The following is a 20,718-nucleotide window of genomic DNA, read 5'->3' as shown; positions in this document are numbered from 1 at the left end:
CAGGGGGCATCGCCCTCGAAAGCCGCCGGTACGAGAAGACCGGCGGCGCCGTACCGGAGTCAGCCATGAATTCACTGCCCATCATCGATATTACCCCGCTCTATAACGCCGACGAGGCCGGCCATCTGGCCGTCGCCGAGGCGATCGACCGCGCCTGCCGCGAGTGGGGTTTCTTCTATATCAAGGGTCATCCGATCAGTGCCGAGCGCATCGCTGCCCTCACCGACCATGCCCAGCGGTTCTTTGCCCTGCCTGCCGAAGATAAGCTGAAGATCGACATCACCAAGAGCCGCCACCACCGCGGCTACGGTGCCGTCGCTACCGAGCAGCTAGACCCGAGCCAGCCGTGCGACCTCAAGGAAACCTTCGACATGGGTTTCCATATGCCTGCCGATCACCCCGAAGTGCTGGCCGAAAAACCACTGCGCGGGCCCAACCGTCATCCGCTCCAGATCGAAGGCTGGACCGAGCTGATGGAGGGCCATTACCGCGACATGCAGGATCTCGCCTGCACCCTGCTGCGTGCCATCGCGCTGGCCCTGGGCATCGAGCGGGACTTCTTCGACAAGCGCTTCGTCGAGCCGATCAGCGTATTCCGCATGATCCACTACCCGCCCCGGCAGACGGCAACTAGCGCCGATCAGCAAGGCGCCGGCGCGCACACCGACTACGGCTGCGTCACCCTGCTCTATCAGGACCAGGCCGGCGGCCTGCAGGTGCAGAACGTCAAGAGCGAATGGATCGACGCGCCACCCTTTGAAGGCACCTACGTGGTCAACATCGGCGACATGATGGCGCGCTGGAGCAATGATCGTTACAAGTCGACGCCACATCGCGTGATCAGCCCGCTGGGCGTGGATCGCTATTCGATGCCGTTCTTCGCCGAGCCGCATCCAGACACCGAAATCAGCTGTCTGGCCGGCTGCTACAGCGACGACAACCCACCGAAATACCCCAGCATCACCTGCAGTCGGTACATGCTCTCGCGCTTCGCCGAGACCTACGCCTACCGACGGCAGGGCGAGGCCGAACCGGTCTGAACGGGCTTTAATTGCAGTATGGAAACATCGGCGAGCGCATCGATATGCCTCGCCCGGACTGCGCGCGCATGCCGCATTGACTTTTGAGTCAGGAATAAGTTGACCGAAAAGTCAGATAGCGATAATTTGCGCGTCAGAACAACAACAGTCGGAGGCACCGCCTTGATCCAGTTTCTCCTCAATCGTGAGCTGCGCAGCGAGCAGACTCTCGACCCCAACACCACGGTGCTGCAGTACCTGCGCGAACACCGCGGCAAGACGGGCACCAAGGAAGGCTGTGCCTCCGGCGACTGTGGCGCCTGTACCGTCGTGGTCGGCGAACTGGTGGGCGAACGCCTGCGCTACCGCACCCTGAATTCCTGCCTGACCTTCGTCTGCGCCCTGCACGGTAAGCAACTGATCACCGTCGAAGACCTCAAGCATCAGGGTCAACTGCACAGCGTCCAGCAGGCGATGGTCGATTGCCACGGCTCGCAGTGCGGCTTCTGTACTCCCGGCTTCGTCATGAGCCTGTTCGCCTTGCAGAAGAATCGCGGCGACGGCGTGCAGACCTACGATCCACACCAGACCCACGAAGCCCTGGCTGGCAACCTCTGCCGCTGCACCGGCTATCGCCCGATCCTCGAAGCCGCCGAACAGGCCTTCTGTGCTAAGCAGCCGGACCAATTCGATGCCCGCGAAGCCGAGACCATCGCCCAGCTGCAGCGCATCACGCCGCGCGAAACCGCCGAACTCAGCGACGGCGAAAAGCGCAGCCTGTCGCCGCTGACGGTCGCTGAGCTGGCCGAGTTGTATGCCGCCAATCCGCAAGCCCGGCTGCTCGCCGGTGGCACCGACCTGGCGCTGGAGGTCACCCAGTTCCATCGCGAACTGCCGGTAATGATCCATGTCGGGCAGATCACCGAGATGAAGCAGGTCCAGATCACCGACCGCCATATCGAGATCGGTGCAGCCGCACCGCTGACCGACTGCTACGCCGCGCTGGCTGCCGAGTACCCGGACTTCGGTGATCTGCTGCAGCGCTTCGCCTCGCTACAGATCCGCAATCAGGGCACGCTGGGCGGCAACATCGGCAACGCCTCGCCCATCGGCGATGCCCCTCCGCTGCTGATCGCCCTGGGCGCCGAGGTCGTGCTGCGCAAGGGCGATGTCAGCCGCACCCTGCCGCTGGAAGATTACTTCCTCGACTACAAGGTCACCGCACTCCAGCCCGGCGAGTTCATCGAGCAGATCATCGTGCCGCGCGCCACGCCGGATCGCCTGTTCCGCGCCTACAAGGTTTCCAAACGGCTGGACGACGACATCTCGGCGGTCTGCGCCGCGTTCGATCTCAAAATCACTGATGGCATGATCGCCGATGCCCGCGTCGCCTTTGGCGGCATGGCGGCGATCCCAAAACGCGCCGCGGCCTGCGAGGCGACCCTGAACGGCGCGCCCTGGAACCAGCAAACCGTGGAGGCGGCCTGCGATGCACTGGCCGAGGATTTCACGCCGCTGACCGACTTTCGCGCCAGCCGCGAATACCGCTTGCTCGTCGCGCAGAACCTGCTGCGTAAATGCTTCCTCGAACAACACGCACCGAAAACCGAAACGAGGGTGACCGCTTATGTCTAACCACGTAACCACCCGCACTCAGGAAGAAATCGCGGCGCTGTTCACCCAGGACCTGGTCACCGGCGTCGGTCGCAGCGTCAAGCACGACAGCGCGCCCAAGCACGTCTCCGGAGAAGCGGTATACGTTGACGACCGCCTGGAGTTTCCCAACCAGCTGCATATCTATGCGCGCATGAGCGACCGGGCCCACGCCCGCATCGTCCGCATCGACACGGCGCCGTGTTATGAAGTGCCGGGCGTGGCCATCGCCATTACCGCTCAGGATGTACCCGGGCAGCTGGATATCGGCGCCGTATTGCCCGGCGATCCACTGCTGGCCGACGGCAAGGTCGAGTACATCGGCCAGCCGGTGATCGCCGTCGCGGCCGACAGCCTGGAAACCGCGCGCAAGGCGGCCATGGCCGCGATCATCGAATACGAGGATCTGGAGCCGGTGCTCGACGTGGTCGAGGCGCTGCACAAGAAGCACTTCGTGCTCGACAGCCACACCCACAAGCGTGGTGACTCGGCCACCGCCCTGGCCAGCGCGCCGCGTCGGCTGCAGGGTTCGCTGCACATCGGCGGGCAGGAGCACTTCTACCTGGAGACCCAGGTTTCCTCGGTCATGCCCACCGAAGACGGCGGCATGATCGTCTACACCTCCACGCAAAACCCCACCGAGGTGCAGAAGCTCGTCGCTGAGGTGCTCGGCGTTTCGATGAACAAGATCGTCATCGACATGCGTCGCATGGGCGGTGGCTTTGGTGGCAAGGAAACCCAGGCAGCCGGCCCGGCGTGCATGTGCGCAGTGATCGCACACCTCACCGGCCGGCCGACCAAGATGCGCCTGCCGCGCATGGAAGACATGACCATGACCGGCAAGCGTCACCCGTTCTACGTCGAATACGACGTCGGCTTCGATGACGACGGCCTGCTGCACGGTATCGAGATCGACCTGGCCGGCAACTGCGGCTATTCGCCGGACCTCTCCGGCTCGATCGTCGACCGCGCCATGTTCCACTCCGACAACGCCTACTACCTGGGCGACGCCACCATCAACGGCCATCGCTGCAAGACCAACCTGGCCTCGAACACCGCCTACCGCGGATTCGGTGGCCCACAGGGCATGGTCGCCATCGAGGAGATCATGGATGCCGTGGCCCGCGAGCTGGGCAAGGACCCGCTCGAGGTGCGCAAGCGCAACTACTACGGCAAGACCGAGCGCAACGTCACCCACTATTACCAGACCGTCGAGCACAACATGCTCGAGGAGATGACCGCCGAGCTGGAAGCCAGCAGCGATTACGCCAGCCGCCGCGAAGAAATCCGCGCGTTCAACGCCGCGAGCCCGGTACTGAAGAAGGGCCTGGCGCTGACGCCGGTGAAGTTCGGTATCAGCTTTACCGCCAGCTTTCTCAACCAGGGCGGCGCGCTGGTGCACGTCTACACCGACGGCAGCATCCACCTGAACCACGGCGGCACCGAGATGGGTCAGGGCCTGAACACCAAGGTCGCCCAGGTGGTGGCCGAGGTGTTCCAGGTCGACATCGAGCGTATCCAGATCACCGCGACCAATACCGACAAAGTGCCGAACACTTCGCCGACGGCAGCAAGCAGCGGCACCGACCTCAACGGCAAGGCGGCGCAAAATGCCGCGCAGACCATCAAGCAGCGGCTGGTGGAGTTCGCCGCGCGCAAGTGGCAGATCTTCGAGGAAGACATTGAGTTCAAGAATGGCCAGGTGCGCCTGCGCGACCAGTACATCAGCTTCGATGAGCTGATCCAGCAGGCCTATTTCGGCCAGGTTTCGCTGTCGTCCACCGGTTTTTACCGCACACCGAAGATCTACTACGACCGCAGCCAGGCGCGCGGCAGGCCGTTCTACTACTACGCCTACGGCGCGGCCTGTTCGGAAGTGATCGTCGATACCCTGACCGGCGAATACCGGATGCTGCGCAGCGACATCCTGCATGACGTCGGCGCCTCGCTGAACCCGGCCATCGACATCGGCCAGGTCGAGGGCGGCTTCGTCCAGGGCATGGGCTGGCTGACCATGGAAGAGCTGGTCTGGAACGACAAGGGCAAGCTGATGACCAACGGCCCGGCCAGTTACAAGATTCCGGCGGTGGCGGACATGCCGCTGGATCTGCGGGTCAAGCTGGTGGAGAACCGCAAGAACCCCGAAGACACCGTGTTCCACTCCAAGGCCGTGGGCGAGCCGCCATTCATGCTCGGCATCTCGGTCTGGTGCGCGATCAAGGATGCCGTCGCCAGCCTGGCCGACTACCGGGCGCAGCCGCAGATCGATGCCCCGGCAACCCCCGAGCGCGTGCTCTGGGGCGTGGAACAGATGCGCAGGTTGAAGCAGGCGGCGAGCAAGTCTGCGGCAACGCAGACGACGCTGGCCTGACGTAGGGAGGACAACGCTGTGCTTGTCCACCGTTAGCGCAACACGAATGTCCCGGTGGCGGCGCTTTGCACGCGTTACCGGGCGATACGAAGGACAGAACCATGAGCAACACGGTCTGGATCGACGCCCTCGCCGACCTGCAACAACAAGGCGAACCCTGCGTGCTGGTGACCATCATCGAGGAGCGTGGCTCCACGCCGCGCAATGCCGGCTCGAAGATGGTGGTCAGCCGCGAACGCCTGTACGACACCATCGGCGGCGGCCACCTGGAGTACAAGGCCCAGCAGATCGCCCATGAAATGCTGGAAAAGCGCAGCCGTGACACCCGCCTCGAGCGCTTCTCCCTCGGCGCCAGCCTCGGCCAGTGCTGCGGTGGCGCCACGGTGCTGCTGTTCGAGCCCATGGGCCAGCCGCAGGCGCATATCGCCGTGTTCGGTGCGGGGCATGTCGGGCGCGCGCTGGTGCCGCTGCTGGCCAGCCTGCCGTGCAAGGTGCGCTGGATCGATTCGCGCGATAACGAATTCCCCGCCGAGATTCCGCGCGGCGTGGAAAAGGTGGTCAACGACGATGTGGTCGAAGAAGTGGATAACATGCCCGCCGGCAGCTACTTCATCGTCATGACCCACAATCATCAGCTAGACCTGGAGCTGACCGCCGCGATCCTCTCGCGCAACGATTTCACCTATTACGGGCTGATCGGCTCGAAGAGCAAACGCGCCAGGTTCGAACACCGTCTGCGGGACCGCGGCTTCCAGCCTGAGACCGTGCAGCGCATGCGCTGCCCGATGGGCATCGCCGAGGTGAAGGGCAAGCTGCCGGTGGAGATCGCCGTGTCCATCGCCGGCGAGGTGATCGCCACCTACAACGCGCATTTCGGTGAAAAGGGTGGCGAGAAAGCCGAGGACGGAGAAAAGCCGGTACCGATGCTGGTCCCCGCTTCGCGCCGCGCCCAGACCAACTGACCACCCGACCTCGTAGCAGGCGCGCCTCCGGCGGCGGCCTGCCATGTCAACGCATCACCCTCATACAACGATTTCGAGAGTCACCATGCCAAGCACCAAAGCCTACCGTGCCGCCCTGCTCCACTGCCTCGCCGACCCGCGCGAAGTGGGCATCGAGCAATCCCACGAATACTTCGAGGACGGCCTGCTGGTCGTCGAAGACGGCAAGGTCGCGCGGATCGGCCACGCCGCCGAGCTGCTGCCGACCCTGGCGGCCGGCACAGAGATAGTCGAATACCCGGATGCGCTGATTACCCCTGGCTTCGTCGATACCCATATCCACTACCCGCAGGTCGGCGTCATCGGCTCCTACGGTGCGCAGCTGCTGGATTGGCTGGAAACCTACACCTTCCCCAACGAGGGCCGCTTCAGCGACATGGCCCACGCCCGCGAGCAGGCCGAGCTGTTCCTCGGCGAGCTGCTGCGCAACGGCACCACCACCGCGCTGGTGTTCGGCACGGTGCACAAGCAATCGGTAGACGCCTTCTTCGAGGCCTGCGAAAAGCGCAATCTGCGGATGATCGCCGGCAAGGTGCTGATGGATCGCAATGCACCGGACTTCCTCACCGACACCGCCGAGTCCGGCTATGCCGACAGCCGCGAGCTGATCGAGCGCTGGCACGGCAAGGGCCGTCTGCATTATGCCGTCACCCCGCGTTTCGCCCCGACCAGCACGCCGGAGCAGCTCACCCTGGCCGGCAAGCTGTTCGCCGAATTCCCCGACCTGTACATGCACACCCACATCTCCGAGAACAAGCAGGAGGTCGAATGGGTGAAGGAGCTATTCCCCGAACGCAAGGGTTACCTGGACGTTTACGACCACCACGGCCTGATCGGCCCGCGCTCGGTGTTCGCCCACGGCGTGCACCTGTGCGACGACGAGTGCAAACGCCTCGGCGAGACCGGCTCGGCCGTGGCCTTCTGCCCCACCTCCAACCTGTTCCTCGGCAGCGGCCTGTTCGATCTGGCCAAGGTGGAAGGCTTTGGCGTGCGTGTCGGCCTGGGTACGGATGTCGGCGGCGGCACCAGCTTCTCGCAGCTCGCCAGCCTCAACGAGGCGTACAAGGTGCTGCAGCTGCAGGGCCAGAAGCTCGATGCGTTCAAGGCGCTGTATCTCGCCACCCTTGGCGGCGCGCGGGCGCTCTATCTGGACGACAGGATCGGTAACCTGCAACCGGGCAAGGACGCCGACTTCGTCGTGCTCGACTACAAGGCAACGCCGCTGATCGACTATCGCCTGAGCCAGGCGACGACCCTGCAGGAAAAGCTCTTCGCCCTGATGATCCTCGGCGACGACCGCGCGGTGAAGGAGACCTTCGCCGCCGGGGTTTCAGTGCACCGAAAGGGTTGCTGAACAGCTGATCGCAAACCTGATCATCAACGGTCGTCTCCATGCTTGATGACCGCGTGGATCGGTGAAGCGTGATCCACCCTACGGCTCGGAGCCAAAACCGCGGCCCGTAGGGTGGATGTCGCTTTTCACATCCACCACCGGTTCGCACGGAGCTCACTGAACGCGTGGATCGATGAAGCGTGATCCACCCTACGGCTTCAATGCGGCCATCAGCGTGTCGAGATTGTGCTCGAATATCCCGAGATAGGTGCTGGCCGGCCCTGAGCTGGCCAGCGCATCCGAATACAACGTACCGCCGACCTTGGCGCCGGCCTCGTCGGCGATCTGTCGGATCAGTCGCGGATCACGGATGTTCTCCACGAACACCGCTCGCACGCCTTCATTGCGTATCTGCCGGATCAAGGCCGCGACTTCCGCCGCCGAGGGCTCGTCATGGGTGGACAGTCCCAGCGGCGCGATGAACTTCAGCTGCCAGGCCTGCCCCAGGTAGCCGAAGGCGTCATGGCTGGTCACCACCTTGCGCTGGCTGGCCGGCAAACCGGCAATCTGCGCGTCGGCTTTCTTCAGCAATGCGTGCAGGCGCGCCAGGTAAGCATCGCGGCGCTCGATGTAAACATCGAGGTTGGCCGGGTCCAGTTCGCCAAGTGCCTTGGCGATATTGCGCACATAGATTTCGGCATTGGTCAGGCTCTGCCACGCATGGGGGTCAGGAACCGCCTCGCCATCTTCATCCAGCATCAGCGGAACAACGCCTGCGCTGGCGTCGATGCGCTTGCCCTTGGGTTCGCTGCTGGCCAGCAGGCGCTCCAGCCAGGGTTCGAAGCCCAGGCCATTGGCGATGATCAGGTCGGCGCGCAACAGCGCCTTGGCATCGTCCGGGCTGGGCTCGTAGACATGAGCATCGGCATCAGCGTCGACCAGGTTGGTGAGCTCGATACGATCGCCACCGACCTCGCGGGTCAGGTCGGCGAGGATGCTGAAGCTCGTCACCACCTGCAGTTTTTCAGCGGCTTGAAGTGAGAGCGGGAGCCATAAAGCGAGCGCGAAAAGCAGGTAACGCATGATCAACACCTCAAACGGTCATTGGAAAAGACGTCGAGCGCAACAGGCCGTGAACCGGCCCGGCTACCAACGAGAAAAGATAGAAAGCGCCAGCCAAAAGCACGATGCACGGCCCGCTGGGCAAACTTGCGTAGAAGGAAAGCAGCAACCCCAGCCATACACACACCGCGCCGATCAGCGCAGCGAGTGGTAGCAGGACCGGCAGTCGACGACTCCAGAACCGAGCTGCGGCAGCCGGCAGCATCATCAGCCCCACCACCATCAAGGCGCCGATGGCCTGGAAACCGATCACCAGATTGAGCACCACCAGCGTCAGAAACGCGGCATGCGCCAGCGGGCCGAAGCGGCTGATGCTGCGCAGGAACAGCGGATCGAGGCTGTCGAGCGCCAAGGCGCGAAAAGTCACCAGAAGTACTAACAAGCTGAACCCGGCAGTACCGAGCATGCCGTACAGCGTGGTCGTATCGACAGCCAGCGCCGAGCCGAACAACAGGTGCAACAGATCCAGCTTTCTCCCGGCCAGCCCGAGTAGCAGCACGCCGCTGGCCAGAGATATGGGATACAGCGCGGCCAGGCTGGCGTCCTCGCGTAGCCCGGTGCGCCGGGTGACCCACGCCGCCGCGCCAGCCATACCGAGACCGGCGACCAGACCGCCAGCAGTCAGCGCTGGCAGGCTCAGGCCGAACAGCCAGAATGCCAGCGCTGCACCGGGCAGGATGCCGTGGGCGATGGCATCACCGATCAGACTCATTCGACGCAGAATCAGAAATACGCCCAGCGGCCCCGCGCTGCAGGCAAGCGCAACGCCGCCAAACAGCGCCCGGCGCATGAAGGCGAACTCGCCGAACGGCGCCCAGAGCAAATCCGGCGTCAAGCGACCTGCCCGAGCCGTTGCCGCTCGGCCATGAACTGCCGGATCGGCGCCTTGATGCAGCCGCTGCGGGCGATCAGCAACCCGTCACAGTGGAGATGAGTCAGCCCGACTAGGTTATGGCTGACCATTACCAGCGTCCTCGCTTCGCGCTGCCAACGCTCAATGTGCTGCCAGAGCAAGCCCAGGCCGACATCGTCCAGTGCCGCTTCGGGCTCGTCGAGCAACAGCACCTGGGCATCGGTCAGGCTCAGCCGTGCCAGTAAGGCGCGCTGCAGCTCGCCGCCGGACAATGCATGCAGCCCCTGGGTTTGCAGATCGAGCAGGCCCCAGTCCGCCAACGTCTGGCGCAGCCGCGCCCGACGCTCGTCACGCCCGAGCCGGCTGCGCCAGAAACCGGCGCTCACCAGTTCGGCAAGTCGGATCGGAAACTGCCTATCCACATGCTGCTGTTGCGGCAGATAGGAGACACCACCCAGCAGCGGTACTCCCAGCTCTATACGTCCCACCAAAGGGCGATCCAAACCGGCGATTACCTTGAGCAGGCTGCTCTTGCCCGATCCGTTGCTGCCGATGACAGCGGTCAGGCTGCCCGCAGCCAACTGCAGATCCAATGGCGGCGTGAGCGGCCTACCCGAGCCCCATTGCAGGCCGTGGCATTCGATCATCGTTACCTCGGTGTTCAGGATTCAAAACCAGACAATGCGCACCGCTCGCCTCCGATAACAGGAACGAGAGACGCCAATGCGCAACATGTGATAGTTATAACATAACACTAAGGAGATAAATTCAAGCTGACGCACTGAACAGCGCGGCTATGCGCATCGGATCGGAGGCGGGAAGCGTACTGATGCCGTGATCAGTGCTGAATTGGGTTGCAGCGTGCGGTCCTGGCGGGCGATCGGCGCTGGCAGGCCGGCATGGCTCTGCCGCCACCGCGGCAGGTGATGACTGACGGCGCTGACTCAGAACGAGTCAGCGCGCGGGGCAACGCTAGCGAGCCGTGCGAGGCTTCTTCTTCGCCAGGCCCAGGTGCGAGAAGACCGCATGCAGATCACCCGAGGCGCTGTCTTCCTCGAGGTTGAGCTTGCTGTCGATGTGGTCCATGTGGTGCATCATCAGGCGCACCGCCTTGTCACTGTCGCGGGCAGCGATGGCGTCGATCAGTTCATTGTGTTCGTCGTACGAGCAGTGCGAGCGATTGCCGCTTTCATACTGGGCGATGATCAGCGAGGTCTGCGAAACCAGGCTGCGCTGGAAGCTCACCAGCGGCGCGTTCTTCGCCGCCTCCGCCAGCTTGAGGTGAAACTCGCCGGACAGACGGATGCCCGCCCCGCGATCGCCTCGGTCGAAGCAATCACGCTCATCAGTCACCATCTGCCGCAGCTCGGCGAGTTGCGCGTCGCTGGCGTGCTGCACGGCCAGTTCGGTGATGGCCTTTTCCACCAGACGACGGGCGAAGAAGATCTGCCGCGCTTCTTCAACGCTCGGACTGGCCACCACCGCGCCGCGATTGGGCCGCAGCAGCACCACCCCTTCATGGGCCAGGCGCGACAACGCGCGGCGGATGATGGTGCGGCTGACGCCGAATATCTCGCCTAGCGCCTCTTCGCTGAGCTTGGTCCCCGGCGCCAGACGCTGCTCGAGGATGGCATCGAAGATGTGCGCATAAACTATATCGTCCTGCGTCCCGGTGCGAGTCTTGCCGGTCTTGGTCGGCTTCTTCAGGGGCTGCAACTGTTCGTTCATCGATGGCTCGCAAATGAGGTGTCGGCAACGCCGAACTTTACTGGGTTCGCGCCGCTACTGGCAGTTCGCTGGACAAATAAATACGCTGAAACGCCGTTAACCTTGTGCACAACTCACAGCCTCAAGTTTTCCTACGCGCAAATCCGTCAGCTCGCACAGGCCACGCGCATTCAGCGGGACCACCGATTTATTGTTTGCAATTCTTGTATACAAAAGCATAATCCGGGAAGCCTTTCTGACTTTTTGGTCAAGTACCGATACGGGAGGCCCACCATCACCCGCCCCTCGGGAGTACTCACACTCCGGGTGATCGACAACAAGAACGATGAGGAACACCTTGTGGACAGCACCAAGCAGGAACAGGCGGCCGTCGGGCTGCAGCCGCAACGCACCGGTCCGCTCGAGCGGATCTTCAAGCTCAGCGAACACCGCACCAGCATCCGCACCGAACTGCTCGCCGGCCTGACGACCTTCGTCACCATGGCCTACATCATCTTCGTCAACCCGAACATCATGGCCGACGCAGGCATCGACCACGGCGCTGCCTTCGTTGCCACCTGCATTGGCGCGGCGCTCGGCTGCCTGTTGATGGGGCTGTACGCCAACTGGCCGGTGGGCCTGGCGCCAGGCATGGGCCTCAACGCCTTCTTCACCTACACGGTGGTCGGCGAGATGGGGTACAGCTGGGAGATCGCGCTCGGCGCGGTGTTCATCTCCGGCGTGCTGTTCATGATCATGAGCCTGTCGCGCATCCGCGAATGGCTGCTCAACAGCATCCCCATGAGCCTGCGCTTCGCCATGGGCGCCGGCGTCGGTCTGTTCCTCGGTCTGATCGGCCTGAAGACCGCCGGCATCGTCGTCGACAGCCCGGCAACATTGCTGACCATGGGCTCGTTCGCCGAGCCGTCGGCGCTGCTGGCCGCGGTATGCTTCCTGATGATCGCCGTACTCAGCCACCGCAATGTCTTCGGTGCGATCCTATTGAGCATGCTGGTGGTCACCGGTATCGGCTGGGCGTTTGGTCTGGTCGAGTACAACGGCCTGGTGTCGATGCCGCCGAGCCTGGCGCCGACCTGGCTGGCCATGGATATCGCCGGCGCGCTCAACGTGGCGATGGTCAGCGTGATCCTCGCCTTCCTCTTCGTGAACATGTTCGACACCGCCGGCACCCTGATGGGCGTCGCCCACCGTGCCAACCTGGTCAATGAGGACGGCAAGATCGAGAACCTCTCCCGCGCGCTGAAGGCCGACAGCAGCTCCAGCGTGGTCGGCGCCTTCGTCGGTTGCCCGCCAGTGACCAGCTACGTGGAGAGCGCCGCTGGCGTCGCCGCCGGCGGCCGCACCGGGCTGACCGCAGTGACCGTCGGCGTGCTGTTCCTGATTGCCATGTTCTTCGCCCCGCTGGCCGGCATGATTCCCGCCTACGCCACCGCCGGCGCGCTGATCTACGTGGCGATGCTGATGATGAGCGGCCTGGCCAATATCGACTGGAAGGACCACACCGACACCATCCCGGCCATCGTCACCGTGGTGATGATGCCGCTGACCTTTTCCATCGCCAACGGTATCGCCCTGGGCTTCTTGACCTACGCGACGCTCAAGCTGTTGACTGGCCAGCGCGACAAGGTGTCGATCAGCCTGTATGTGCTGTGTGTGATCTTCATCGCCAAGTTCGCGTTCCTCTGAACCGGGCCGGCAGCATCCGGCTCACCTACGGCCCCACTGCTTCGCGGTGGGGCTTTTGCATTGGCTATAGGAGGCCGTCATGACCCTGGAGATGTGGCTGTTGTTCGCCGGTGCGGCGCTGGTGGTGATCCTGATCCCCGGGCCGCTGTCGCTGTTGATGATCAGCAACAGCCTGAACTACGGAGTACGCCGCTCCTGGCCAGCCTTTCTCGGCGGTGTGACAGCGTCCATCGCCCTGCTCAGCGCCTCGGCGCTGGGGCTAGGCGCGTTGCTGATGGCCTCGGAGCGGCTGTTCAGCACGCTCAAGCTGGTCGGTGCGCTGTACCTGTTCTACCTCGCCTGGCAGAGCTGGAAGGAAGCCCGTCGCACACCCACCGCCCACGAGATCGAAAGCCCCGCCCTCGCCCCACGTTTCAGTCGATTGTTCGGCCGGGCGTTCATCCTTGGTGGCAGCAATCCAAAGGACATTCTCTTCTTTGCTGCCTTTCTGCCGCAGTTTCTCAGCGCGGGGCAGCCTTTGCTGCCGCAGCTATTGGTGATGATCCTTACCTGGGCCGTGCTCGATCTGCTCTGCAAGCTGGCCTACGGGTTGGGCGCGCAGGGGGCGGCACGTTACCTGCGCACCGGGAAAGGGCATGCGTGGTTCAACCGGACCAGCGCGGCGCTGTTTGGGGGCGCGGGAGCGGCGTCTTTGATGAGTCGGTAGCGCTCTTTAGCGAAGCCTTTGTCTAGTCGTTAGCGGGCGTCAGACAAAGATCTGCACGCCACCCCCGGTGGAAAACGCGGCGCGTTTTTCCACCCCTGCTACTCGCCGACACGAAAGAAAGGTAAAGCATCGAGCAATGCGCACGCTGTAACCAGCGCCGAGCGCCTCACGCCAACCAAACTCACCCCATAAAAAACCCGCCATTACGGCGGGCAAAGGGACTCCACAAGAGTCAGCACTGAAGGGAAAAGCGACTAGCTACCCCGATACGTCGAATAGCTATACGGCGATACCAACAACGGCACGTGGTAATGCTCCTGCGCCGAATCGATCCCGAAGCGCAGCACCACCACATCGAGAAACGCAGGATTCGCCAGGGCCACGCCGCGACGGCGGTAATAGTCGCCGGCACTGAACTGCAGCTGATAGACACCGGACAGGTAATCCGCACCTTCCAGCAACGGACTGTCGCAGCGCCCGTCGGCATTGGTCTCACGGGTTGCGACCAGGGTCAGCGCCTGATCCTCGACGCGATACAGCTCCACCTTGATTCCGCTGCCCGGGCAACCGTGGGCGGCGTCGAGTACGTGTGTGGTCAATCGGCCCACGGGCACCTCCGCTCTGTTGAATGGAAACTGCCCCGAGCATAACCATCCGCCCCACATCGCTCAAGACAATCTGCAGATATTTTTGTATACAGTTTTTCAAGCATCGTTTGGCCCGTTACCTGCAAGCTGCAGATGGCTCTGAGCATGGTTGATCGCGACACGGCAGATACCAGCTATAGCGAAAGGATGAAAATTGCTATTTACAAAGCCTCATTCAATTTGTATACAATCCAGCCATCCGGTCGTGCCATGACGACCTGCCATACAGGAAGCACCCCAGTGAGCGCCGACTACCCACGCGACCTGATCGGTTACGCCAGCAACCCACCGCACCCGCGCTGGCCGGGGGATGCACGTATCGCGTTGTCCTTCGTGTTGAATTACGAGGAAGGTGGCGAACGCTGCGTGCTGCACGGCGACAAGGAATCCGAAGCCTTTCTCTCCGAGATGGTCGCCGCACAGCCGCTGCAAGGCGTGCGCCACATGAGCATGGAGTCGCTGTACGAATACGGCAGCCGTGCTGGCGTATGGCGCCTGCTCAAGCTGTTCGACAAGCACGACATCCCGCTGACCATCTTCGCCGTCGCCATGGCCGCCCAGCGTCACCCCGAGCTGATCAAGGCGATGGCCGGCGCCGGACACGAGATCTGCAGCCACGGATACCGCTGGATCGACTACCAGTACATGGATGAGGCGCAGGAGCGCGAGCACATGCAGGAAGCCATCCGCATCCTCGGCGAGATCACCGGCGAACGGCCGCTCGGCTGGTACACCGGCCGCACCGGCCCGAACACCCGGCGCCTGGTACGCGAGGAAGGGGGCTTTCTCTACGACTCGGACACCTACGACGACGACCTGCCCTACTGGGACCCCGAGTCGACGCCGGACAAGCCGCATCTGGTGATTCCCTACACGCTGGACACCAACGACATGCGCTTCACCCAGGTGCAGGGCTTCAACAGCGGCGATGACTTCTTCACCTATCTGAAGGATGCCTTCGACGTGCTCTACGCCGAAGGCTGCGAAGGCGCGCCGAAGATGTTGTCCATCGGCATGCACTGCCGGCTGCTCGGGCGCCCGGCGCGCCTGGCGTCGCTGGCCCGCTTCATCGAATACGTGAAGGGCCATGAGAAGGTCTGGTTCGCCCGTCGTGTCGACATCGCCCGCCACTGGCACGCCACTCACCCCTTTACTGCGGAGCGCAACTGATGACGCCCTTCAAGACGATCAAACCCTCGACGCTGGATCACGATGCCTTTGTTGCCGCCTTCGCCGACGTCTACGAGCACTCGCCCTGGGTTGCCGAAACCGTCTACCAAGCGGGCATCGACGAGACGCTGGACAACATCGAGGTGCTGCACACCCGCCTGTCCCAGGCGATGCTCGCCGCCGACCATGACACTCAGCTGGCACTGGTCAATGCTCACCCCGACCTGGCCGGCAAGGCCGCCGTGCGTGGCGAGCTGACCGCCTCCAGCACCTCGGAGCAGGCCGGCGCCGGCATCCACGAATGCACGCCGGAGGAGTTCGCCCGCTTCACCGAACTCAACGAGGCCTACAAGGCCAAGTTCGGCTTCCCCTTCATCATGGCGGTCAAGGGCAGCAACCGGCACCAGATCCTCGCCGCATTCGAAGAACGCATCCACAACGATCCCGAACAGGAATTCGCCCGGGCGCTGGCGGAAATCAACAAGATCGCCCTGTTCCGCCTGCAGGCGATGTAACGAGCACCAACCGCAACAAAGGCAGTAATGACAGAAACCGCTTCTCATCCAAGGCAGACGAGTCCATGAAAGCTTACGCCGTACCCTTCGAAAAATACGTCAACCTGGCCGATGCCCGCCTGGGCACCCGCGCCATCTCCGTCACCGACGATTGGTTCGCCGACGTCAACCGGTTGTTCCAGCCAACACCGGCCGTATGGAAGGAGGGCGTTTTCGATGACAACGGCAAGTGGATGGACGGCTGGGAGTCGCGCCGCAAGCGTTTCGAAGGTTACGACCATGCGGTGATCCGCCTGGGCGTGCCGGGTCAGATCAAGGGCGTGGATATCGACACCAGCCACTTCACCGGCAACTACCCGCCGTCCGCCTCGCTGGAAGCCTGCTTCGTCGCCGACGGAGATCCGAGCGACGACACCGTCTGGACGGAAATCCTCCCGGCGGTCGAGCTCCAGGGCAACAGCCACCACTACCACGAGATCGCCTTCGACAAGCCGGTCAGCCACCTGCGCTTCAACATCTACCCGGACGGCGGCGTGGCGCGTCTGCGCGTGCACGGCATCCCGTTCCGCGACTGGAGCAGCGTCGGCGATAACGAGCAGATCGACCTGGCTGCCGCACTGAATGGCGGTCGTGCGCTGGCCTGCTCGGACGAGCATTTCGGCCGCATGAGCAACATCCTCAACCCGAACCGTGGCGAGAACATGGGCGACGGCTGGGAAACCGCCCGCCGTCGCACGCCCGGCAATGACTGGGTCATCGTCGCCCTCGGCCATTCGGGCGAGATCGAGCGCATCGTCGTCGATACCCTGCACTTCAAGGGCAACTACCCGGACAGCTGCTCGATCCAGGCGGCTTACGTCAAAGGCGGCACCGACAGCCAGATCGAGACCCAGAGCCTGTTCTGGCGCGAACTGCTGCCGAGCCAGAAGCTGTCGATGCACGCCGAACACGAGTTCAGCGAGCAGATCGCCAAGCTCGGCCCGATCACCCACGTGCGCCTGAACATCTTCCCAGACGGCGGTGTGAGCCGGCTGCGGTTGTTTGGCAAGGTGGCGAAGTAGGAAGCGGTTTCCCCTCTCCCCGAGAGGAGAGGGAGGAACGAGGTCAGCCGTTTCTCCGCGCCAGTTCCCTCTCCCCTCCGGGGAGAGGGTTAGGGTGAGGGGGAGCAGCCCCACGCGAATAACGATCCTTCAACAAAGAACGAGCACACCATGCGCACCCTGACCATCGAGCCATTGACCAAGAAAGCCTTCGCCCCCTTCGGCGACGTCATCGAGACCGAAGGCAGCGACTACTTCATGATCAACAACGGCTCGACCCGCCGCTATCACAAGCTGGCCACGGTCGAGACCGCCGCACCCGATGACCAGGCGATCATCAGCATCTTCGCCGCCGAGGCGCTGGAGATGCCGCTGGTCATCCGCATGCTCGAACGTCATCCGCTGGGCAGCCAGGCCTTCATCCCGCTGCTCGGCAACCCTTTTCTGGTCGTGGTCGCGCCACTTGGCGATGCACCTGTACCGGGCCACGTCCGCGCCTTCCGCAGCAACGGCAGGCAGGGCGTCAATTACCACCGCGGCGTCTGGCACCACCCGGTGCTGACGATCGAAAAGCGGGATGAGTTCCTGGTGGTCGATCGCAGCGGTTCTGGCAACAACTGCGACGAGTACTTCTTCACGGAGGATCAGCAACTCCTCCTCGACCCCCAACCGGAATCGACATGACCGCTACTGCGCTGGCTCATTCGGCGTTGCCTTGCCTGCGTTCGCGCCGCGCTCAAGCCGATTCCAATAAGAAGAAATACGGCCGCCTGCAGGCCGCAAGAGGTGCATGACAAATGGACGCCCATCTGACCGAATGGCTGAACCTGAGTATCCGCTGGATTCACATGATCGTTGGCGTCGCCTGGATCGGTGCTTCCTTCTATTTCGTCTGGCTGGAGAACAACCTCAACCGCGCCAACCCGCGTGAGGGCCTGTCGGGCGATCTCTGGGCCATCCACGGTGGCGGTATCTACCACCTGGAGAAATACAAGCTGGCGCCGCCGCAGATGCCGGAAAACCTGCACTGGTTCAAGTGGGAGGCCTACACCACCTGGCTGTCGGGCGTGGCGCTGCTGATGGTGGTGTACTACCTCAACCCCAGCCTGTACCTGATCGCACCGGGCAGCGAACTGTCCCCTGCGGCGGCTATCGCTATCGGCTTTGGCTCGCTGATCGTCGGCTGGTTCGTCTACGACCTGCTCTGCGACTCGCCGCTGGGCAAGACCCCCGCCCTGCTCGGCCTGGTGCTCTTCGTGCTGGTGATCGCCGCGTGCTGGGGCTATTCGCAGGTATTCAGCGGCCGCGCAGCCTACATCCATACCGGCGCGCTGATCGGCACCATCATGGTCGGCAACGTGTTCCGCATCATCATGCCGGCTCAGCGTGCGCTGGTCGCCGCCATCGAACAGAAGCGCACGCCCGATCCGGTGCTGCCGGCCAAGGGCCTGCTGCGTTCGCGGCACAACAACTATTTCACCCTGCCGGTGCTGTTCATCATGATCAGCAACCACTTCCCGAGCACTTACGGCAGCGAATACAACTGGCTGATCCTCGCCGCGCTCGGCGCGCTGTCGGTGCTGGCGCGCCACTACTTCAACACCCGCCACAACAGTAATCGCTTCGCCTGGGCGCTACCGGCCGCGGCACTGGGCATGATCTGCCTGGCCTACGTCACCGCGCCGAACCGCCAACCGGCACCAAACCTGGCAGCGACCTCGCCGGAGCAGGCCAGCACGAGTGCACAGCAGAGCGGCGCCAGCCAGTTCGCCCAGGTCAGCGAAGTGATTCACGAGCGTTGCACCGTTTGCCACTCAGCGCAGCCGAGCAGCCCGCTGTTCAGCGCGGCCCCAGCGGGCGTGATGTTCGATACCGCCGAGCAGATACGCGAGCAGGCGGCGAAGATCCATGCGCAAACCGTGGCCAGCCAGATCATGCCGCTGGGCAACATCACCCAGATGACCCAGGACGAGCGCGATCTGCTGGGTGACTGGATCGCCAAGGGCGCGTCCATCGACTGAGCAAAGACGCCGCGCGCAGCCCGCGCGGCGTTCTCTCTACGTACCGTTCCAGTTGAGAGCACTGGCCGCACCACATCCCTCCTCGGCTCCCTAGGCAAGGTTTGGCAACGCTGCGCTGCATCACGGCAACTCCCGCCTCCAGGGCGCGGCGCGCGAGCAGATTCCCGCAAGGAATATCGCTGCCGACGCTACCCAATCGCCGACACCCCGTTAAAATGCCGCGCCCTCCCTCGACGCCGGACGCCGCCCCGTGATTGAAGCCAGCTGGATTGCCTTCGCTTTCGCCCTCGGGCTGCTTGCCCGCTTCATCGGCCTGCCGCCGCTGATCGGCTACCTGGGCGCCGGCTTCGCGCTGGCCGCAGCGGGCGACTACGTGGGCGTGACCCGTGACGACAGCATCGTTCTCGATCACCTGTCGCATCTGGGCGTGCTCCTGCTGCTGTTCACCGTGGGGCTCAAGCTCAAGCTCGGCAATCTGGTTCGCCGCGAAGTCATCGGCGGCAGCCTGCTGCACTTCTTCATCTCCAGCGTGCTGGTGATGCCGGCGATCATGCTGATCCTCGATAACAGCTGGCGTGAGGCCATGCTGCTGGCAATCGCGCTGTCCTTCTCCAGCACCGTGCTGGCGGCCAAGGTGCTGGAAAGCAAGCGCGAGCTGCGCGCCTTTCACGGCCGCGTCGCCATCGGCGTGCTGATCATCCAGGACCTCATCGCTCTGGTGGTCATGAGCCTCGCCGCGGGCAAGGTCCCCTCAGCCTGGGCCTTGCTGGTGTTCCTGCTGCCGCTGCTGCGCCCCGTGCTGTTCCGCCTGCTCGACCACAGTGGCCACGAAGAACTGATGGTGCTGTTGGGCCTGATGCTGGCGCTGGTGGCCGGCGGTCTCGGCTTCGAATACGTCGGCCTGAGTTCCGAACTGGGAGCGCTGGCCTTTGGCGCGATGCTCGCCAAACACAAGCGCGCCAGCGAGCTGTCCAACTCGTTGTGGGCGATCAAGGAAGTGTTCCTGGTCGGCTTCTTCCTGAAGATCGGCATCGGTGGGCTGCCAGACGCCGACGCCCTCTGGTTCGCCTTCGCCATGTCGCTGCTGCTACCGCTCAAGGCGGTGCTGTTCTTCGGCCTGTTCGTCGCCTTCCGCCTGCGCGCCCGCAGCGCCTTTCTCAGCGCCGCCAGCCTGACCAACTACAGCGAATTCGGCCTGATCGTCGTCAGCGTGGTGCTGCCGCAGTGGCTCATGCCGCTGGCGATCACCGTGGCGTTTTCGTTCATCGTTTCGGCGCAGATCAACCGTTTCGCCCATCCGCTGTACGAACGCCTGGCGCCGCGTCTGCTCCGCTACGAGCGCAACATTCGCCACCCCGACGAACAACCGGTGTCCCTGGGCGAAGCGCGCATTCTGATCATGGGCATGGGCCGTACCGGGCGCGCCGCCTACGACTATCTGGCGGAGAAGGGTTTCGCCCTGGTCAGCCTCGATTCCGACCCGGTCATGGTGGAAAAGAACACCGCCGAGGGCCGACATATCCTCTTTGCCGACGCCGAGGACCAGATGTTCTGGCAGAGCCTGGAGATGAACGAGGTCGAAGCGGTGATCCTGGCGATGAACGATCCCGAGGCCAAGATCATCTCCACCCGCAAGCTGCGTGAAAGCGGCTTCGGCGGGCTCATCGTGTCCCACGCGATGTACGAGGATATCGCCCAGCGCATCCAGGAAGCTGGCGCCGACCGCACCTACCTGACCATGAGCGAGGCCGGCGCGGGCCTTGCGGAAAATGTCTCGCGGGAATTGCAGGCACCGCGCTGAGGCCTGGTCCAGACGCGTTCGCGCGATCTTGGCCAACTGCCGCCGATCCAAT

Annotated in this window: 18 protein-coding genes; 13 read left to right on the top strand and 5 right to left on the bottom strand. The window is 63.5% G+C overall.

Annotated elements, in window-relative coordinates; all coding sequences use genetic code 11:
- The first annotated feature begins 65 nt into the window (after positions 1–65).
- The 5 genes from CW305_RS02180 to guaD all read left to right on the top strand — a co-directional run bounded on the left by CW305_RS02180 (position 66) and on the right by guaD (position 7,398).
- On the top strand, positions 66–1,040 hold the full coding sequence (locus CW305_RS02180; RefSeq protein WP_104096997.1) for a 2-oxoglutarate and iron-dependent oxygenase domain-containing protein: 975 nt from the start codon (positions 66–68) through the stop codon (positions 1,038–1,040).
- A gap of 162 nt (positions 1,041–1,202) precedes the next feature.
- Positions 1,203–2,654 carry a xanthine dehydrogenase small subunit gene (gene xdhA / locus CW305_RS02175; protein WP_104096996.1) on the top strand — a complete coding sequence of 484 codons (1,452 nt, stop codon included), beginning with the start codon at positions 1,203–1,205 and terminating at the stop codon, positions 2,652–2,654.
- Entirely contained in the window at positions 2,647–5,043 is a 2,397-nt protein-coding gene (gene xdhB, locus CW305_RS02170) for a xanthine dehydrogenase molybdopterin binding subunit (protein ID WP_104096995.1), read from the top strand. Before xdhA ends, xdhB begins: the two co-directional genes overlap by 8 nt.
- Positions 5,044–5,144: 101 nt before the next feature.
- Positions 5,145–6,005, top strand: a complete 861-nt coding sequence (gene xdhC / locus CW305_RS02165) for a xanthine dehydrogenase accessory protein XdhC (RefSeq protein ID WP_104096994.1) — start codon at positions 5,145–5,147, stop codon at positions 6,003–6,005.
- A gap of 85 nt (positions 6,006–6,090) precedes the next feature.
- Positions 6,091–7,398, top strand: a complete 1,308-nt coding sequence (guaD, locus tag CW305_RS02160; RefSeq protein WP_104096993.1) for a guanine deaminase — start codon at positions 6,091–6,093, stop codon at positions 7,396–7,398.
- A 189-nt stretch (positions 7,399–7,587) separates the two neighbouring features.
- Here the strand turns inward: guaD and CW305_RS02155 are convergent, their stop codons facing one another.
- The 4 genes from CW305_RS02155 to CW305_RS02140 all read right to left on the bottom strand — a co-directional run bounded on the left by CW305_RS02155 (position 7,588) and on the right by CW305_RS02140 (position 11,080).
- Positions 7,588–8,460 carry a metal ABC transporter substrate-binding protein gene (locus CW305_RS02155; RefSeq protein ID WP_104097409.1) on the bottom strand — a complete coding sequence of 291 codons (873 nt, stop codon included), beginning with the start codon at positions 8,458–8,460 and terminating at the stop codon, positions 7,588–7,590.
- Positions 8,461–8,470: 10 nt separating this feature from the next.
- Positions 8,471–9,289: a metal ABC transporter permease gene (locus tag CW305_RS02150; RefSeq protein WP_181063854.1), complete on the bottom strand. Its 819-nt coding sequence runs from the start codon at positions 9,287–9,289 to the stop codon at positions 8,471–8,473.
- 41 nt (positions 9,290–9,330) lie between these two features.
- Positions 9,331–9,999: a metal ABC transporter ATP-binding protein gene (locus CW305_RS02145; protein WP_104096991.1), complete on the bottom strand. Its 669-nt coding sequence runs from the start codon at positions 9,997–9,999 to the stop codon at positions 9,331–9,333.
- A gap of 325 nt (positions 10,000–10,324) precedes the next feature.
- Positions 10,325–11,080: a GntR family transcriptional regulator gene (locus CW305_RS02140; protein ID WP_041013162.1), complete on the bottom strand. Its 756-nt coding sequence runs from the start codon at positions 11,078–11,080 to the stop codon at positions 10,325–10,327.
- Between the two features lie 339 nt (positions 11,081–11,419).
- Here CW305_RS02140 and CW305_RS02135 point away from each other — a divergent pair, with 339 nt between their 5' ends.
- Together CW305_RS02135 and CW305_RS02130 are read left to right on the top strand one after the other, a co-directional pair.
- Positions 11,420–12,766: an NCS2 family permease gene (locus tag CW305_RS02135; RefSeq protein ID WP_104097408.1), complete on the top strand. Its 1,347-nt coding sequence runs from the start codon at positions 11,420–11,422 to the stop codon at positions 12,764–12,766.
- 79 nt (positions 12,767–12,845) lie between these two features.
- Positions 12,846–13,472, top strand: a complete 627-nt coding sequence (locus CW305_RS02130) for a LysE family translocator (protein WP_104096990.1) — start codon at positions 12,846–12,848, stop codon at positions 13,470–13,472.
- A 254-nt stretch (positions 13,473–13,726) separates the two neighbouring features.
- Here CW305_RS02130 and uraH read toward each other — a convergent pair whose 3' ends face one another.
- On the bottom strand, positions 13,727–14,137 hold the full coding sequence (gene uraH / locus CW305_RS02125; protein WP_181063843.1) for a hydroxyisourate hydrolase: 411 nt from the start codon (positions 14,135–14,137) through the stop codon (positions 13,727–13,729).
- Between the two features lie 222 nt (positions 14,138–14,359).
- Here uraH and puuE point away from each other — a divergent pair, with 222 nt between their 5' ends.
- The 6 genes from puuE (at position 14,360) to CW305_RS02095 (ending at position 20,666) form a co-directional block, all read left to right on the top strand.
- Positions 14,360–15,289 carry an allantoinase PuuE gene (gene puuE / locus CW305_RS02120; RefSeq protein WP_104096988.1) on the top strand — a complete coding sequence of 310 codons (930 nt, stop codon included), beginning with the start codon at positions 14,360–14,362 and terminating at the stop codon, positions 15,287–15,289.
- Positions 15,289–15,804 (top strand): 2-oxo-4-hydroxy-4-carboxy-5-ureidoimidazoline decarboxylase, encoded by a 516-nt coding sequence (gene uraD / locus CW305_RS02115; protein ID WP_104096987.1) that lies wholly within the window; start codon positions 15,289–15,291, stop codon positions 15,802–15,804. The genes puuE and uraD overlap by 1 nt, the downstream gene beginning before the upstream one ends.
- Before the next feature lie 65 nt (positions 15,805–15,869).
- Positions 15,870–16,865: an allantoicase gene (gene alc, locus CW305_RS02110; RefSeq protein WP_014819416.1), complete on the top strand. Its 996-nt coding sequence runs from the start codon at positions 15,870–15,872 to the stop codon at positions 16,863–16,865.
- 150 nt (positions 16,866–17,015) lie between these two features.
- Positions 17,016–17,528, top strand: a complete 513-nt coding sequence (locus tag CW305_RS02105) for an ureidoglycolate lyase (RefSeq protein WP_104096986.1) — start codon at positions 17,016–17,018, stop codon at positions 17,526–17,528.
- Positions 17,529–17,641: 113 nt separating this feature from the next.
- Positions 17,642–18,865 (top strand): urate hydroxylase PuuD, encoded by a 1,224-nt coding sequence (locus CW305_RS02100; RefSeq protein WP_014819414.1) that lies wholly within the window; start codon positions 17,642–17,644, stop codon positions 18,863–18,865.
- A 250-nt stretch (positions 18,866–19,115) separates the two neighbouring features.
- Complete coding sequence (locus tag CW305_RS02095; RefSeq protein ID WP_104096985.1) at positions 19,116–20,666, top strand: cation:proton antiporter family protein; 1,551 nt, start codon at positions 19,116–19,118, stop codon at positions 20,664–20,666.
- Positions 20,667–20,718 lie beyond the last annotated feature (52 nt).

The organism is Stutzerimonas kunmingensis (genome assembly GCF_002929225.1).
Taxonomy (GTDB): Bacteria; Pseudomonadota; Gammaproteobacteria; order Pseudomonadales; family Pseudomonadaceae; genus Stutzerimonas.
This window is presented reverse-complemented; position numbering and strand designations above follow the sequence as displayed.

What these genes read in the sequence shown, in the direction of transcription:
- CW305_RS02180 (WP_104096997.1), top strand. Translation starts at nt 66, where the DNA reads ATGAATTCACTGCCCATCATCGATATTACCCCGCTCTATAACGCCGAC.
- xdhB (WP_104096995.1), top strand. Translation starts at nt 2,647, where the DNA reads ATGTCTAACCACGTAACCACCCGCACTCAGGAAGAAATCGCGGCGCTG.
- xdhC (WP_104096994.1), top strand. Translation starts at nt 5,145, where the DNA reads ATGAGCAACACGGTCTGGATCGACGCCCTCGCCGACCTGCAACAACAA.
- guaD (WP_104096993.1), top strand. Translation starts at nt 6,091, where the DNA reads ATGCCAAGCACCAAAGCCTACCGTGCCGCCCTGCTCCACTGCCTCGCC.
- CW305_RS02155 (WP_104097409.1), bottom strand. Translation starts at nt 8,460, where the DNA reads ATGCGTTACCTGCTTTTCGCGCTCGCTTTATGGCTCCCGCTCTCACTT.
- CW305_RS02150 (WP_181063854.1), bottom strand. Translation starts at nt 9,289, where the DNA reads ATGCGCCGGGCGCTGTTTGGCGGCGTTGCGCTTGCCTGCAGCGCGGGG.
- CW305_RS02145 (WP_104096991.1), bottom strand. Translation starts at nt 9,999, where the DNA reads ATGATCGAATGCCACGGCCTGCAATGGGGCTCGGGTAGGCCGCTCACG.
- CW305_RS02140 (WP_041013162.1), bottom strand. Translation starts at nt 11,080, where the DNA reads ATGAACGAACAGTTGCAGCCCCTGAAGAAGCCGACCAAGACCGGCAAG.
- CW305_RS02130 (WP_104096990.1), top strand. Translation starts at nt 12,846, where the DNA reads ATGACCCTGGAGATGTGGCTGTTGTTCGCCGGTGCGGCGCTGGTGGTG.
- uraH (WP_181063843.1), bottom strand. Translation starts at nt 14,137, where the DNA reads ATGTGGGGCGGATGGTTATGCTCGGGGCAGTTTCCATTCAACAGAGCG.
- uraD (WP_104096987.1), top strand. Translation starts at nt 15,289, where the DNA reads ATGACGCCCTTCAAGACGATCAAACCCTCGACGCTGGATCACGATGCC.
- alc (WP_014819416.1), top strand. Translation starts at nt 15,870, where the DNA reads ATGAAAGCTTACGCCGTACCCTTCGAAAAATACGTCAACCTGGCCGAT.
- CW305_RS02105 (WP_104096986.1), top strand. Translation starts at nt 17,016, where the DNA reads ATGCGCACCCTGACCATCGAGCCATTGACCAAGAAAGCCTTCGCCCCC.
- CW305_RS02100 (WP_014819414.1), top strand. Translation starts at nt 17,642, where the DNA reads ATGGACGCCCATCTGACCGAATGGCTGAACCTGAGTATCCGCTGGATT.